Raw genomic sequence first — 14,457 nt, forward strand, 5'->3', positions numbered from 1 at the left:
TCGACCTCCTGACCCGACGGTAGAGAGCGCGAGCGGATGCCGCGAGGCCCGCCGTCACACGTGTCAACGCGAGGTCACGCGGCGTCACCGAAGGGGCGGCGCTCGAGCAGACTTGCATCATCGCAATGACACAACTTGTGCTACCTTGACGACACAAAGCGAATGGAGCGCCGACATGCCACAGGTCACGATCCGACCGATCCCACCGGAAGCACTCCTCGAGGTGCTGCTGCACCTCCCCCTCTTCTCCCTCGTCATCGCTGCGGTGATCGCCGCGATCGTGCTCGTGCTGCGACGCGCGCGTCCAGCGGATTCCGGCGGGCGCAACGCGCTCGGCCCGCGGGCGAACGATCCCACCAGGTCGTCGCGCTACCGACCCGAACACCTCGCGCTCGCACTCGGGGCGATCGTCGTCATCGTTGCGTACGGCGCCGAGAACATCGTGCGCGGCTACCTCGTTCAGCTCGTCAACGTCGTCGAATGGTGGCAATACGCGACGCCGGTCTTCGCCGCGATGCTCGTGATCGCCGCGGTACTCGCGCTCGTCATCCTTCGCAAGCAGGTGCCCGAACAGCCGGCGCCCTCCAACGTACGTCGCACCTGGACGACGTTCGGGCCTCGCGGGGGCATCGTCGGCGCGCTCCTCGCATCGGTCGCGCTCGTCGGGACGACCGTCGCGGCGGGACTCGCCTCATCGCCCGACGCCGATGGCCGATGGATCCACCTCGTGCTCACCGCGCCGAACGCCTCCGTCGACGCGGTGCGGCCGTGGTTCTACGGCTGGGCGTTCGGGGTGCCCGTGCTCGTCTGCACCGCTGCACTGGCGGTCGTCGTGTGGCTCACCCTTCGCAGCAACGCCGCGCGGCCGTTCCTCCGACCTGACACGATCACCGGGGAGACGATCGCCCGCGCCGAGGTCGCGAGCGGCACTGTCTCGATCGGCACAGCCGGCATGCTGCTCGCACTCGGCGGAGCGTGGCGATTCATCGCACGGTCGGGTTCGCTCGCCAATCTCGAGATCGAGGGGGTGCCGGGAACCTTCGACATCACGTGGCGATACGCCGAATTCGCCGTGGCAGGGGGCTGGCTCGCGCCCGTGGCCGAAGTCGTCGCCTTCGTGCTCCTGCTCCTCGTCGCGAGCCGTTTGCGACGGCGCCCCCGCCCTGCTTCACCTGCCTCGCCGAACCCGGCCACCCTCGCACGCGAATCGGCATCGGCCCGATGAACGGCCTGACGAACGGCCTGACAAGCTCCCCGGCGCCCCGGCCTCCGGCTGCTGAGGGCGGTCCGGCGATGGACATCTACCACCAGTTCCGCGGAATGATCGTGTCGGGGCAGCTCGGCGCCGGCGAACGACTGCCCACGGTTCGGCAGACCGCCGCCGATCTCGGGGTCGCCCCTGGCACCGCCGCGAAGGCGTACAAGTTGCTCGAACTCGGGGGGTTCGTCGTCACCCGCACGGCGGCGGGCACTCGGGTCGCCGAGTCGGCGGCGGTGCTTCCCGGCACGGTCGTCCGGCGGCTCCGCGATCTCGCCGCCGAGGCCGAAGCGTCCGGCAGCAGCCTCGACGATGTCGTGAACGCGCTCCGGGCAGTCTGGCGCTCCTGACCCGGCTCGACGGCTCGCCGCGATTTCGAGGAGATCGGCGATTCCGAGGATGGTCGGGCCCCGATCCGTCCTCGGAATCGCCGATCTCCTCGCGACGTACAATCAGATCACCGCGCAATCCGCGCCCCCGCCCACCCCCTGGAGGCCACTGCTTCGTGACGAGACCCGACCGCGATCGAACCCCTGACCGGCAGCACGACGGAAACGCATTCGCGAAGAGGGAGACGACGCCCGCCCCGCCGATGCGTCTCTCCGATGCGTCAGAACTCGTGCTCGTGGCATCCGCCGGTCGGCCGCCCCGTTTCGATCGCGACGATCTCGTGCTGCGCAAGGGCCAGTACGCGCTGCGCAACGGCCACATGACCCCGCAGGAGTCGATGGCCGAAGACCTGCTCGAGCTCGGCGCAGCGCTCGACGCCGCCGACATCCCGTTCCTGCTCGTGCGGGGCAACGACGACCGCCCGATCATCGCGGTCGACCGAGCCGAGCGCAAGACCGTGGCCCGCATCTTCGCCGAGGCCTTCGCCGACGAGCCGTTCTACGCATCGACCCTCGCCCCGAAGCGCGCTGCGCAGACCCACGCAGTGCTGCTCGCCGACGGGCGGCTCTCGGCCGGGCGCAAGCCCACCGTGCTGCGGGTCTACCGCCCGCGCGTCGAGCCGATCGGTCGCCTGCGCTACGGCAGCGAGACGGGCGTGCAGCTCGAGTTCTGGCGCTTCGGCGACGAGACCATCGAGGCGCCGGCCGAGAACGTGCTGATGCGCCGCACCCTCCAGCGTTCGGAGACGACCGAAGCCGTCGTGCACCTGCACGGACGCGACTGGCCGACCCTCGAGCACATGTGGGAACCCCTCGCGAGCGACGTCGACTTCGAGATCGACATGGTGTTCTCGTGGGTCGACGGATCGAACGCCGACTTCGTCCGTGAGCGCGCGAAGCGCATGGCCGACCACGTCGTCGGCGAGGGCGACGACTCCGCGGCCCGATACCGGCAGATCGACGAGCTGAAGTACGCGCTGCGCTCGGTGCACCTCTTCGCGCCGTGGGTGCGCCGCATCTTCATCGCCACCGACTCCCCCGCACCCGCCTGGCTCGCCAAGCACCCGAAGGTCACGATCGTGCGCAGCGAAGAGATGTTCGCCGACCCCTCGGTGCTGCCGACGCACAACTCGCACGCGGTCGAGAGCCAGTTGCATCACATCGACGGTCTCGCCGAGCACTTCCTCTACTCGAACGACGACATGTTCTTCGGCCGGGCTCTCAGCCCCTCGCTGTTCTTCTCTCCCGGCGGCATCACGAAATTCGTCGAGGCCGGCACTCGCATCGGACTCGGCCGGGCCCACTCGGGCCGCAGCGGCTTCGAGAACGCAGCCCGCGTGAACCGGGCCCTTCTGCGCGAACGCTTCGGCAAGGTCACGACGCGCCACCTCGAGCATTGCGCGGCGCCCCTGCGCAAGAGCGTCATGGCCGAGCTCGAGGCCGCGTTCCCCGAGGAGTTCCGCCGCACGGCCGCGAGCCGCTTCCGCTCGGCGACCGACATCTCGGTGACGAACTCGCTCTACCACTACTACGCGCTGCTCGCCGGGCATGCCGTCGCGCAGACCGATGCGCGGGTCAAGTACGTCGAGACGACGCTGCGCCAGGCGCTGCCCGCGATGGACGAACTCGTGAAGCACCGCGACCACGACATGTTCTGCTTGAACGACGGCAGCTTCCCCGAGATCTCCGACGACGAGCGCATCGCGGCCGTCACCGACTTCCTCGAGCGCTACTTCCCGTTCCCTGCACCGTGGGAGAAGGCGTCGACGGATGCCTCGGAGCTCATCGCCTGAGCGCTGACGAGGTCATCGGCGTCACCGCCCGGATCCACCGCGACATCCGCCCGTCTCTGCCCGCCTCGCCCTCTCAGCCACCGGATCACGAGGTCGACGGCCGCGCCGACGACCGCCGCGAAGACGATCGCGACGACCACGGCGAGGAGCGGCTGGTCGTGCATCCAGTGTCCGGCGACGAGTCCGATCACCGTCGAGTAGGCCGCCCAGGTCAGCCCCGCGACGGCCGACAACGGAATGAAGCGCCGCCGCGGATACCGGGTCGCCCCGGCCGTCATGTTGACTGCGATGCGCCCCACCGGAATGTAGCGTGCCGTGAAGATCAGGAGCGCGCCGCGGCGGTCGAGCCCTCGGCTCGCCCACTCGACCGTGCGCACGACCCTGGCTCTGCGCATCCATCGAAAGCGAGTGAGGCCGATGCGTCGACCTGCCTCGAACGCGATGTTGTCGCCGGCCATCGCGCCGAGAGCGGCAGCCGCGACGAGCAGGAGCATGTGCGGAGATCCGGTCGATGCCGAGACCGCTGCGGCCGCGACCACGACCGTTTCACTCGGAATCGGCGGAAAGAACCCGTCGATCAGGCAGACGAGCACGACCACGAAGTAGACCCACGGCGATCCCGCGAGCGTCGCGACGGTGTCGTTCAGCACCTGGATGAGGTCCATGTTCCTGCTTTCTCTCGAGATCTCCGGAGCCGGCGATCGATGCAGCGGATGCCACGGCCGCACCCCTCACGGCCGACGACCATGCATGACGCTATGAAGCATCCGACCGCTTGTGCGCCCGACGAACGTCGCCGATCACCCCTGACGTTCGTCAGGGACATGCTCGGGGCCGGCAGGTCGTGGCACGTCCCAAGCCTCGCGTCGGCGGCGGCCGCGCCCCATCCGGCGGGCGACCGGATCGCCCCGGGGGAATACCCCCGGGTTCTCCGGTCACCGATGCTCCTGACGTTCGTCAGGTGTACGCGCACGTGCCGCTGCCTACGATGAATGGATGCCCGAGCACATTCCCGGCGACGATCGCACCACTCTGCGGAGTGAACTCCCGGGCGCTGCCGCGCTCGTTCTCGCGACCGCGTCGATGCTGCCGGTCGCACGATGGGGCGACTCGACGGTGCTGCTCTTGATCGTGCCGGCCGCCGCCGCGTCGTACTGGGCCGGCCGGAGGATGCACTCGCTCGCCCTGGCGCTGTCGGCGCTGGGCTTCGGCATGCTCGTGGCCCTGCCCGCTTCGTACACCCTGCCGGGAGGCGCTCCGCTCGGCGACTGGCTGGTCTGCCTCGGGCTCGTGTTCGCGTGTGTCACGCTGCCGTGGTGGATCGGCCGATACCGCCTGCTTCGAGCCGAGCAACGGCGGCGCGACAGCGCCATCATCGCCGAGCGCGCGCAGTCCGACGAGCGTGCACGCATCGCCGACGACCTGCACGACACCCTCGGCCACGAACTCGCGCTGATCGCGGTACAGGCGGGAGCGCTCGAGCTCGATTCCGACGTCGAAGCCGGGCACCGCGATCGGTTCGGCGAGCTCCGGGAAGCAGCCGTGCGAGCGAGCGAGCGCCTCCGCGAGGTCGTGGCACTCACCCGGAGCCCGGATGAAACGCCGTCGCTCGATCCCGTCGGCCACGGCATCGACGCGCTCGTCGCACGGGCGCGAACCGCGGGCATGGATGTGCGGTTCACGCACGACGGGGGTGCCCCGCAGAACGGAGAGAGCGGCAGGAGGGTCGCGCCCATCATCCACGAGACGATGCTGCGGATCGTGCGAGAGGGCCTGACGAACGCGGCACGACATGCACCCGGCGCCATCGTCGACGTCTCGGTCGTGTACGGCGCCGAGACGGTCGAGCTCGGGGTCGTCAACGACGCGTCACCGGCCAGCGTGACGGCCGACAGCCCCGGTGGCGGCCACGGCGTGCCGAGTCTTCGCGAACGCGCCCGCCTCGTCGGCGGCACGTTGCGAGCCGAGGCGCGGCCGTCCGGCGGATTCGAGCTCAGCGCGATGCTCCCCCGAACCTGGACCGCGCCGGCGCTGGAGGCCGGCACCGAACCGGAGTTCGTCTCGAGTGCACGGTTCGCCCGCAGGCGCCTGCTGCAGACGGCGATCGTGCCCGCGGCGATCGCGGTCGCCATCCTGGTCGCGCTCATCGCCGTGCAGATGGTCACCTACGCCCAGACCGCCCTCTCGCCCGAGACCTTCGAGTCGCTGCATGTCGGTCAGCCCTCTGACGAGATCGCGCCGCTCCTCCCGCCCGGCGTACCGTCGCCGCCCCCGATCGTCGACGAGGCGCCGGCACCCGACGGGGCAGACTGCGCGTACTTCTCGGCGAAGCAAGGCTGGCTGCACTTCACGGATGCCACCTACCGCCTCTGCTTCGCCGACGGGGCGCTGGTCGCGAAAGACCTGCTGGAGGTCGAATGATCCGCGTGGTTCTCGCCGACGACGAGGTCATGATTCGCAGCGGCATCCGCTCGATCCTCGAGTCGGATCCGCGCATCGAGGTCGTCGCCGAGGCCGGCGACGGCCGCGAGGCGGTCGAGCTCGTGCTGCGACACCGGCCCGACGTCGTCGTTCTCGACATCCGGATGCCGCTGCTCGACGGCCTCGCAGCGGCCGAAGAACTCGCAGGCGTCGCACCGTCGGCACGGGTCGTCATGCTCACCACATTCGGTGAACAGGCGTACGTCGAACGCGCACTCGGCGACGGCGCCCTCGGCTTTCTGCTGAAGGCCGCCGACCCACGAGAATTGATCAACGGGGTCTGTGCGGTCGCGGGCGGCGCCGCCTACCTGTCACCCGAGATCACTCGCCGCGTGATCGCCTCCTACCGCGACCCCGATCGTGCGCGCGAGGCGCGAGCACGCGGCGCGGTGGCGGCCCTCAGCGAGCGGGAGCGCGACGTGCTCGCCCTGCTCGGCGCGGGCACGACCAACGCGGAGATCGGCTCGAGCCTCCACCTCGTCGAGGGCACGGTCAAGGGGCATGTGAGCTCGCTCATGCTGAAGCTCGGAGTCCGAAACCGGGTCGAAGCTGCGATCATCGCGCATCACGCGGGCATCGTCGCCGACGGAAGAGGTGAGTGAGCGCGCTACTGCAGCGCCGAGGTGAGGCGCGCGACGCCGTCGAGGAACGTCGCAGAACCCGGCTCGCGTTCCCATTCCTCGAGGGTCAGCTGGCGGCCCGCATCGCGATAGCCCTGCTCGACGGCGCGCATCTGCCGGACGAACGAGCGGCCGCGCACGAGCAGCGAGACCTCGGAGTTCAGGCTGAACGAGCGGATGTCCATGTTGCTCGACCCGATCACGGCGACGTCGTCGTCGATCGAGAGGTGCTTCGAGTGCAGGATGTACGGGCCGGGGTAGAGCCAGATCTTCACGCCCGCCTGCAGCAGCGCGCGGTAGTACGAGCGCTGTGCATGCCAGACGGAGCCCTGGTCGCCGATCTCCGAGACGAAGAGCTGCACGTCGAGTCCGCGGTAGCAGGCCGAGGTGATCGCGTAGAGCATCGCCTCGTCGGGCACGAAGTACGGGCTCGTGATGATCGCCTGCCGCTGCGCCGAGTTGATGAGCGTGAGGAAGAGGCGCAGGCCGTTCTCGGCGTCGTAGCCGGGGCCGCTCGGCACGACCTGGCAGACGAGCGAGTCGGGTGAGGCGTCGGCGGGCACGGCCGCGGCCGGCACGTTCTCCTCCTCACCGAGCAGCTCGTCGGTCTCGAGGTACCAGTCGGAGAGGAACACGGTGTTGACGGCGGTCACGACCGGGCCCGTGACGCGGGTCACGAGCTCTTGCCACATGAGCCCGCGCTTGATGTTCTTCGGCGAGTTGTAGCTGCGGGCGATGAGGTTCTGCGACCCCATGAAGCCGACGTTCCCGTCGACGACGACGAGCTTGCGGTGGTTGCGGAGGTCGGGCCGCTGGTACTGCCCCTTGAGCGGGCGCACCGGCAGCATCGAACTCCACTTCGCGCCGATGCGGTCGAGCTCTGCGTAGGTCGCATCGTGGCCGGCTGTGCGGTTCGTGGCGACGGCGTCGAGCAGCACGCGCACGGTGACGCCGCGCGCGGCGGCACGCTCCATCGCCGCGAAGAAGCCCCTCGTGGTGTCGTCGAACGAGACGATGTAGAACTCGACGTGCACGAAACGGGTGGCGGTGTCGATCTCGGCCGCCATGGCGTCGATCGAGGTCTGATAGTCGCCGATGAGCTCGGCCGTGTTGCCGCCGACGGCGGGCAGTGCGCCGAGGGTGCGGTTCTGCTCGGTGAGCGTGGCGAACCACTCGGGCCACGTCGCGCGGTCGGGGGCGAGGTCGACGCCCTCGGCACGTGCGGCGATCATGGCGTTGATCTCGTGCTGCTTCTCACGCCGCTTCTTCGGCAGCTTCACGCTGCCGATGAGGAGGAAGAAGAGGATGCCGACGAAGGGGATCAGGAAGATCGCGAGCAGCCACGCCATCGCGGCGGTGGGCTTGCGCCCCCGGGGCACGATGATCAGCGCAGCGATGCGGATGGCGAGGTCTGCCAGTATCAGCACGCCTCCGATGATCGCGGCGAGCTCCGTGCTCATTCGCCACCTCCCCGGGTCGTCTTGCTCGCCTCTCGCAGGTGCAGAACTGCAGCGGTCGGGAGAAGTGGTCTGAGTATGCCACCCCGCCCGGCCGGGCGGAAGAGGGCGCAGACACCGTGCCGCGCCGTCGGAGCGAGCTCGCGACGCTCAGCCGGCGAGCATCGGAGCGGGCACGGTGAACGGCGGCTCATTCGGCACCGGCGGGCTCGCGGCATCCCCGATGCCGATGCCGGAAGCGGCGAGGCGCCGCGCGCTCTCTTCGGCGTCGACCCAGTCGAGCGCGGCGTACGCGCCGAGGGGCACGACCGAGTGCAGCACGGTCGTCGGGTACACGTGCACCAGGTTGAAGGCGCGGGCGCCGTCGCGGCCCCTGGTGCCGCCGACGGGCACGTTGAGGTCTTGCGTGTAGCAACTGGCCGAGGCGACCGAGACCGGCACACCCGCGAAGGTCGCGGTCGAGGAGTAGTGCAGATGGCCGGCGATGATCGAGCGGATGTCGCTGCCCTCGACGACCTCGGCGAGCGCGCCCTGATCGCGCAGCTCGACGGCGACCGCGAGGTCGAGCACGCTCGGCATCGGCGGGTGGTGCATGGCGAGGACCGTGCCGTGCGGCGCCGGAATCGAGAGCTCCTCGGCGAGCCAGTCGAGCTGCTCGGGAGCGATCGCCCCGTGGTGATGACCCGGCACCGTGGAGTCGAGCGTGATGACGCGCAACCCGTTGACGTCGTCGACCCGGTCGACCGGTCGCGCGTCGCCGCGCTCGCCCAGCAGCCCGCTCCGGAACGCCGCACGGTCGTCGTGGTTGCCCATGACCCAGATGACCCGGGCGCCCAGCCGTTCGGCGACGGGGTCGACGATGCGCCGGATGCGGTCGTATGCATCTGGCTCGCCCTTGTCGGCGAGGTCGCCCGTGAAGACGATCGCCTCGGGGCGGCCGCCCGATGCCTCGAACTCCTCGAACAGAGCCTCGAGGTGCCGCTCGCTCGAGACCCGGTCGTAGAGCATGCCGCCGCCGGCGAGCATGTGGGTGTCGCTGATATGGAGGAGGAAGTGGTCCGGCCGGGGGTACTCGGCCGTACGGGTGATCACGATTCGTCCCATCGATCGGAGGTCGACGCGCAACCTCGGGCGTCTGGCATGCACACTAGCCGACCACGCGATTCTGAACGGCGCATGAACGCGGCATGTGCCGGAGTCTCGAATCCAGCTTCGGAGCACGGCGCGGGTTAGGCTCGGATCGTGTCCGTCAGAACCACGCACCACCGGCGGCCTGCATGAGCCGGCACCACCTGCCCGACGGCCGGCACTTCGCCGTCACGTGGTCGATCCCCGACGACTTCGGCGGAATGACCGACGCGCTGCTGCGCCGATCAGCGGCCTTCGACCGCGTCGACGGCGTCGAGGTCGAGGTGCTCACCTTCGATGCTCGGCCCGACACCCCCGATGTCGAACACGCCCTTCGCGAGCGCGGGGCGCTGACGCCCGGGGTGCGGGTCTCGAACCTCTACGACTGGCTTCGGACGCATCCGCTGCCCGGCGGGTCGCTTCGCCTCGACCGCGACGTGTTCACCCCGCTCACCCCTGACGAGCCGGCGGATGCCGCGCGGCGCGGTGACCTCGTGACGAGTCGTTCGCGGCTCGGGGCCGACGGCAGCCCGCTGCAGACCGACCACTACCGCGACGACGGCACGCTGCTATTGAGCGACCGCAGAGACGCCAGGGAACGCGGCGTGCCCGGCGGCCGATCCGTGGTGCTGTGCGACCGCGAGGGCCGGCCGGTGCGCTCATGGCGTCAGGTGTGGCCGCTCTACCGCGCCTGGCTCGACGCACTGACCGCGGGCGAGCAGAGCTTCATGATCATCGACAGCAAGACCGTTGCTCCGTTCATGCTCGACTACCGTCGCCCGCACGTGATCAACGCGCATGTCGTGCATGCCTCGCACCATTCGCCAGAGGGCGACGACCACCCGATCCGCCGGTCGCGGCGCGAAGCGCTCGAGCGCATCGACGACTTCGACCTCGTGGCGGTGCTCTCGCACCGGCAACGCGCCGATCTCGAACAGCTCGTGGGCCGACACGAGCAGCTCGTGGTGATCCCGAATCCACGGCCGGCGCCGCCGATGATGCAGCCGCAGGTGGCGCCGCCCTCCTCGCGGCCCCGCGACCCGGCCCGCGGCATCGTGCTCGCGGCGCTCACCCGGCGCAAGCGGGTCTCGCACGCGGTCGACGCGATCCAGGCGGCCGGTCCACTGGCCGGCGCGAGCGTGCGCCTCGACGTCTACGGCGACGGCGAGAGCCGTGCGGCCCTCGAGCGTCGCATCGTCGACCGGGCGGTGGTCTCGCTCCACGGCTACGATCCCGACGCGCGCCGGCACCTCTCGAGCGCGTCGTTCCTCCTGCTGACCTCGCACTCCGAGGGGTTCCCGCTCGTGCTCGTCGAGGCCATGGCCGCCGGGTGCCTGCCGATCGCCTACGACATCCCCTACGGCCCGGCCGACCTCATCCGCGACGGACGAAACGGCTTCCTCGTGCCCGCCGGCGATGTCGACGCCCTCACCGATGCGATCGTTCGACTGCAACGGATGTCGCCGCGACGGGTCGCCCGCATGCGGGCCGCCGCGGTGCGGAGCGCCCGCCGGTTCGACGAAGAGCGGGTGACCCGTATCTGGGCACGTGAACTCCGCCGGGCCGTGGCTCGGCGCGAGTCTCGGCACGGGAGACTGTTCCGCGGCGCTCGCAACCTGGCCGCGAAGGTGCCGATGCCCCGGCGGGTGCGCTCGCTCGGCGCCCGCGGCGTCGCCGGGATCGACCGGGTCGCGCGGTCGATCAGGCGCTCGCGCTGAAGCGGTCGGTCGATGGCGCGGCCCCCGCCGGTTTCAGGAATCCGACCGCCGTCGGAACAGCAGCCGCTGCGCCGCGAACGCGAGCAACGCGCCGACCGCGTAGGCGAGCAGGTCGATCGGGTCGAACGAACTGCCGAAGACGAGGCGGGCCGGTGGGAACACCTCGACGAGCCGCTGCGGCAACCCGGTGAGCTGGAGGAGTTCGATCGTCGCCGCAACGGCGAACGCCGCTGCCGCGCTCGTCGCGTCGCCCAGTCGCGGCCAGACTGCACGGAGCAGGAACGCGATGAGCCCCACGTAGAGCACGCTGCCGAGGAGATCGACGACCACCGTGCGTGGCACGAACTGCAGGCCCGCGCCGATCGCGAGGCAGGCGACCGCGGCCACGAGCGCTCGCACACGGAGGCACGCAGCACCGATCGACGCCGGCGCCTGCTGCGCGCTCACCCCTTGTGACGGGGCTTGCGGAACGGCTTGCCGCCGTCGCCGTGGCGATCGCCGCCGCGATCGCGATCATTCGAGCGCCGCGCCGGGCCGCCGCGATCGGGCCGCAGCTCGATGAGCCGCCCCGAGATGCGGGTGGCGTCGAGTCGCTCGAGCGTCTCTCGCGGCAGGTCGGCCGGCAACTCGACGAGTGAGAACTCGGGGCGGATCTGGATCGCGCCGAAATCCTCGCGACTGAGACCGCCTTCGTTCGCGAGTGCGCCGACGATCTGGCGCGGTTCGACCTTGTGGCGCTTGCCGACGGCGATGCGGTAGGTCGCCATCGGGCCGCTGCTCGGCCGCTGGCGGCGCTCGGGGCGGCTGCCGCGATCGAAGCGGTCGCCGCGATCGAAGCGGTCGGGTCGGTCGCCGCGGGGCGGGCGCTCGGTCCACTCACGCTCGGCACGCTTCGGGCGCTCGGGCTCGGGCTCCAGCAGGAGGGGCGATTCGCCCTGCGCCACGACGGCGAGTGCGGCCGCGACATCCGCTTCGGGCACATCGTGATTACGTACGTAGTGGGCGATGATGTCGCGGAACCCGTTGATGCGCTCGTTCTGGTCGAGCGCCGCGGTGATGCGGTCGTCGAAGCGGGCGAGGCGCGTGACGTTGACGTCGTCAACGCTCGGCAGCTGCATCTGCACGATCGGCTGACGCGTGGCCTTCTCGATGCGGGCGAGGAGGCCCCGCTCGCGCGGGGTGACGAAGCTGATCGCGTCGCCCGTGCGGCCGGCACGCCCCGTGCGGCCGATGCGGTGCACGTAGGGCTCGCTGTCGGGCGGGATGTCGAAGTTCACCACGTGGCTGATGCGCTCGACGTCGAGGCCGCGCGCCGCGACATCCGTGGCGACCAGGATGTCGAGCTTGCCCGACTTCAACTGGTTCACCGTGCGCTCACGCTGCACCTGTGCGATGTCGCCGTTGATCGCGGCGGCCGAGTACCCGCGGGCACGGAGCTTCTCGGCGAGCTCTTCGGTGACGCTCTTCGTGCGCACGAAGACGATCATGCCCTCGAAGTTCTCGACCTCGAGGATGCGGGTGAGGGCGTCGACCTTCTGCTGGTACGACACGATGAGGTAGCGCTGGCTGATGTTCGCCGACGTCTGCGTCTTCGTCTTGACGGTGATCTCTTGGGGATCGTTCAGGTACTGCTTCGACATGCGACGGATCGCGGCGGGCATGGTCGCGGAGAACAGCGCGACCTGCTTGGTGTCGGGGGTGTCGGCGAGGATCGTCTCGACATCTTCGGCGAAGCCCATCTTCAGCATCTCGTCGGCCTCGTCGAGCACGAGGTAGGTGAGTTCCGAGAGGTCGAGGGTGCCCTTGTCGAGGTGGTCCATGATGCGGCCCGGGGTGCCGACGACGATGTGCACTCCGCGGCGCAGCGCCGAGAGCTGCACCCCGTAGCCCTGACCGCCGTAGACGGGCAGGATGTGCACGCCCTTGAGGTGCGCGGCGTACTTCTCGAACGCCTCGCAGACCTGGAGTGCGAGCTCGCGCGTGGGGGCCAGCACGAGGGCCTGCGGCGTCTTCTGGGAGAGGTCGAGGCGCGCCAGGATGGGCAGCGCGAACGCGGCCGTCTTGCCGGTGCCGGTCTGCGCGAGGCCGACCACGTCGCGCCCCTCGAGCAGGGTCGGGATCGTTGCGGCCTGGATCGCGGAGGGCGTCTCGTAACCGACGTCGGCGAGCGCCTTGAGCACCGCGCCATCGAGGCCGAGGTCGGAGAATGTCGTCGCGGCGGGCTCTTCAGGGGCCACTGCCGGGGCGGAAAGGTCTTCGGAAGTCACCCTTCAGAGTAGACCGCCGGGCTGGGAAGCCGCACGGAGCGCGACTGAAGCGGTCGCTTCCGATGTTTCCCGGCGGCTCGCGGCGGCTCGCGGCGGCTCGCGGCGGCTCGCGGCCCGAGGTCGCACAGTATGCGGCCTCCACGCGCCGAACGCAAGGGGTGGCGAAATGCCCGCGAATAGGGAATCGTGGCCGGTTCGTGATCGCAGAGGAGGATCAGCATGCTGACAATGACCGATACCGCAAGCACGGTCGTCAAGGAGATCGTCTCCCGGAACGGCGGCCCCGACAGCGCCGGACTGCGCATCGAGGCCGAGGACGGCGGCGGCACGGAGTTCGCCGTGGCGATCGTCCCGACTCCAGAGGAGAGCGACGTCGTCGTCGAGCAGGATGGCGCGCGCGTCTTCCTCGGAACGGTGGCCACGAAGTCGCTCGACGACAAGACGCTCGACGCTCGGGTCGCCGACGACGGCCGCGTCGCGTTCGACATCATGCCGCAGCAACCCTGACCGGATGCCGCGCCGGCGCCCCCGCGATCCTCGGATCGCGGGGGCGTTCGTCTGTACGCCCGAGCGCGCGCCTCGACCTCCGATATCGTATGGTCAGCGGCGCCGCGGACGCCGCGTGCCGTTCAGGTGTCGCGGTGTCGCCACCAGTCAGGGGGTGCAGCGGAATGCTGCAGGCAATCGGGCACATCCTTCCGATCGCGCTCGCCGTCGCGATCAGTTCCGTGCCGATCATGGCGACGATCGTCATCCTGCTCTCGCCGCGGCGCGGAGCGTCCGCCGCTCCCTTCCTCATCGGGTGGGTGCTCGGCATGGTCATGCTGGTCGTCATCACCACCCTCTCGGCGCAGGCAGTGCCGACGCCACGTTCCGATCGGCAGCCGGCCACGGCGGTCGGCATCGCCGAGATCGCCGTCGGCGCGGCTCTCATCGTCATCGCGATCGTCTCGTGGCGACGCGCCCGACGGAATCCGGTCGACGGCATGCCCGCCTGGCTCGGCAAGCTGACCTCCATCGGACCGTGGAGCGCGTTCGGCCTGGGAGCGGCCCTGAACATCCGCCCCAAAGAGATCCTGCTCGCGATCGCGGCCGGTCTCGCCGTGCGCGGTGCCGGTCTCACCGTCACCGAGTCGGTGATCGCGATCGTCGTCTACACGGTCATCGGGGCATCCACCGTGGCGGTGCCGGTCATCGCGACGCTCGTCGATGCGAAGGGCATGCAGCCCAGACTGCTGTCGATGCAGGAGTGGCTCGGCCGCAACAACAGGGTCGTGACGTCGCTCATCCTGCTGCTCGTCGGCGTGTTCATCATCGGGTCGGGGATCGCCCGGCTGTGACGGCAC

Annotated in this window: 13 protein-coding genes; 8 read left to right on the top strand and 5 right to left on the bottom strand. The window is 70.0% G+C overall.

All coding sequences use genetic code 11. The features are described 5' to 3' along the window. Positions 1–175 precede the first annotated feature (175 nt). The 3 genes from FHG54_RS16035 to FHG54_RS16045 all read left to right on the top strand — a co-directional run bounded on the left by FHG54_RS16035 (position 176) and on the right by FHG54_RS16045 (position 3,440). Positions 176–1,225, top strand: coding sequence for a hypothetical protein (locus FHG54_RS16035; RefSeq protein ID WP_139418173.1), 1,050 nt, complete (start codon positions 176–178; stop codon positions 1,223–1,225). Between the two features lie 68 nt (positions 1,226–1,293). Continuing rightward, entirely contained in the window at positions 1,294–1,608 is a 315-nt protein-coding gene (locus tag FHG54_RS16040; RefSeq protein ID WP_233437808.1) for a GntR family transcriptional regulator, read from the top strand. Positions 1,609–1,850: 242 nt separating this feature from the next. Next, positions 1,851–3,440: a stealth family protein gene (locus tag FHG54_RS16045; protein WP_139418175.1), complete on the top strand. Its 1,590-nt coding sequence runs from the start codon at positions 1,851–1,853 to the stop codon at positions 3,438–3,440. On the opposite strand, the gene FHG54_RS16050 is transcribed toward FHG54_RS16045, so the two are convergent. Next, a complete protein-coding gene (locus FHG54_RS16050; RefSeq protein WP_139418176.1) occupies positions 3,377–4,105 on the bottom strand; it encodes a DedA family protein in 729 nt (242 codons plus the stop codon). The two genes, FHG54_RS16045 and FHG54_RS16050, sit on opposite strands and share 64 nt — an antisense overlap. Before the next feature lie 331 nt (positions 4,106–4,436). On the opposite strand from FHG54_RS16050, the gene FHG54_RS16055 reads away from it, so the two are divergent. Together FHG54_RS16055 and FHG54_RS16060 are read left to right on the top strand one after the other, a co-directional pair. Further along, positions 4,437–5,861 carry a sensor histidine kinase gene (locus tag FHG54_RS16055; RefSeq protein ID WP_139418177.1) on the top strand — a complete coding sequence of 475 codons (1,425 nt, stop codon included), beginning with the start codon at positions 4,437–4,439 and terminating at the stop codon, positions 5,859–5,861. After that, on the top strand, positions 5,858–6,523 hold the full coding sequence (locus FHG54_RS16060; RefSeq protein ID WP_139418178.1) for a response regulator: 666 nt from the start codon (positions 5,858–5,860) through the stop codon (positions 6,521–6,523). Before FHG54_RS16055 ends, FHG54_RS16060 begins: the two co-directional genes overlap by 4 nt. A gap of 5 nt (positions 6,524–6,528) precedes the next feature. Here FHG54_RS16060 and FHG54_RS16065 read toward each other — a convergent pair whose 3' ends face one another. Beyond that, the gene (locus FHG54_RS16065; RefSeq protein WP_139418179.1) at positions 6,529–8,001 is read right to left on the bottom strand and encodes a phospholipase D-like domain-containing protein; all 1,473 of its coding nucleotides are present in this window, start codon (positions 7,999–8,001) and stop codon (positions 6,529–6,531) included. Between the two features lie 147 nt (positions 8,002–8,148). Then, positions 8,149–9,102: a phosphodiesterase gene (locus FHG54_RS16070; protein ID WP_139418180.1), complete on the bottom strand. Its 954-nt coding sequence runs from the start codon at positions 9,100–9,102 to the stop codon at positions 8,149–8,151. Positions 9,103–9,275: 173 nt separating this feature from the next. Between FHG54_RS16070 and FHG54_RS16075 the strand changes: the two genes are divergently transcribed. Then, positions 9,276–10,844, top strand: a complete 1,569-nt coding sequence (locus FHG54_RS16075; RefSeq protein WP_139418181.1) for a glycosyltransferase — start codon at positions 9,276–9,278, stop codon at positions 10,842–10,844. 33 nt (positions 10,845–10,877) lie between these two features. Here FHG54_RS16075 and FHG54_RS16080 read toward each other — a convergent pair whose 3' ends face one another. Continuing rightward, complete coding sequence (locus tag FHG54_RS16080) at positions 10,878–11,291, bottom strand: ribosomal maturation YjgA family protein (RefSeq protein ID WP_139418182.1); 414 nt, start codon at positions 11,289–11,291, stop codon at positions 10,878–10,880. After that, on the bottom strand, positions 11,288–13,111 hold the full coding sequence (locus FHG54_RS16085; RefSeq protein ID WP_139418183.1) for a DEAD/DEAH box helicase: 1,824 nt from the start codon (positions 13,109–13,111) through the stop codon (positions 11,288–11,290). Before FHG54_RS16085 ends, FHG54_RS16080 begins: the two co-directional genes overlap by 4 nt. Positions 13,112–13,339: 228 nt before the next feature. On the opposite strand from FHG54_RS16085, the gene FHG54_RS16090 reads away from it, so the two are divergent. Together FHG54_RS16090 and FHG54_RS16095 are read left to right on the top strand one after the other, a co-directional pair. Continuing rightward, the gene (locus FHG54_RS16090) at positions 13,340–13,618 is read left to right on the top strand and encodes a Fe-S cluster assembly protein HesB (RefSeq protein WP_232333647.1); all 279 of its coding nucleotides are present in this window, start codon (positions 13,340–13,342) and stop codon (positions 13,616–13,618) included. Between the two features lie 164 nt (positions 13,619–13,782). Then, positions 13,783–14,451 carry a GAP family protein gene (locus FHG54_RS16095; protein WP_168197214.1) on the top strand — a complete coding sequence of 223 codons (669 nt, stop codon included), beginning with the start codon at positions 13,783–13,785 and terminating at the stop codon, positions 14,449–14,451. Positions 14,452–14,457: the final 6 nt, after the last annotated feature.

It is taken from the genome of Agromyces laixinhei (assembly GCF_006337065.1).
Lineage (GTDB): Bacteria > Actinomycetota > Actinomycetes > Actinomycetales > Microbacteriaceae > Agromyces > Agromyces laixinhei.

Excerpts from the sequence above, each read along its gene's own strand:
- FHG54_RS16070 (WP_139418180.1), bottom strand. The coding sequence starts at position 9,102 with ATGGGACGAATCGTGATCACCCGTACGGCCGAGTACCCCCGGCCGGAC.
- FHG54_RS16055 (WP_139418177.1), top strand. The coding sequence starts at position 4,437 with ATGCCCGAGCACATTCCCGGCGACGATCGCACCACTCTGCGGAGTGAA.
- FHG54_RS16045 (WP_139418175.1), top strand. The coding sequence starts at position 1,851 with ATGCGTCTCTCCGATGCGTCAGAACTCGTGCTCGTGGCATCCGCCGGT.
- FHG54_RS16075 (WP_139418181.1), top strand. The coding sequence starts at position 9,276 with ATGAGCCGGCACCACCTGCCCGACGGCCGGCACTTCGCCGTCACGTGG.
- FHG54_RS16035 (WP_139418173.1), top strand. The coding sequence starts at position 176 with ATGCCACAGGTCACGATCCGACCGATCCCACCGGAAGCACTCCTCGAG.
- FHG54_RS16095 (WP_168197214.1), top strand. The coding sequence starts at position 13,783 with ATGCTGCAGGCAATCGGGCACATCCTTCCGATCGCGCTCGCCGTCGCG.
- FHG54_RS16090 (WP_232333647.1), top strand. The coding sequence starts at position 13,340 with ATGACCGATACCGCAAGCACGGTCGTCAAGGAGATCGTCTCCCGGAAC.
- FHG54_RS16050 (WP_139418176.1), bottom strand. The coding sequence starts at position 4,105 with ATGGACCTCATCCAGGTGCTGAACGACACCGTCGCGACGCTCGCGGGA.
- FHG54_RS16060 (WP_139418178.1), top strand. The coding sequence starts at position 5,858 with ATGATCCGCGTGGTTCTCGCCGACGACGAGGTCATGATTCGCAGCGGC.
- FHG54_RS16040 (WP_233437808.1), top strand. The coding sequence starts at position 1,294 with ATGGACATCTACCACCAGTTCCGCGGAATGATCGTGTCGGGGCAGCTC.
- FHG54_RS16065 (WP_139418179.1), bottom strand. The coding sequence starts at position 8,001 with ATGAGCACGGAGCTCGCCGCGATCATCGGAGGCGTGCTGATACTGGCA.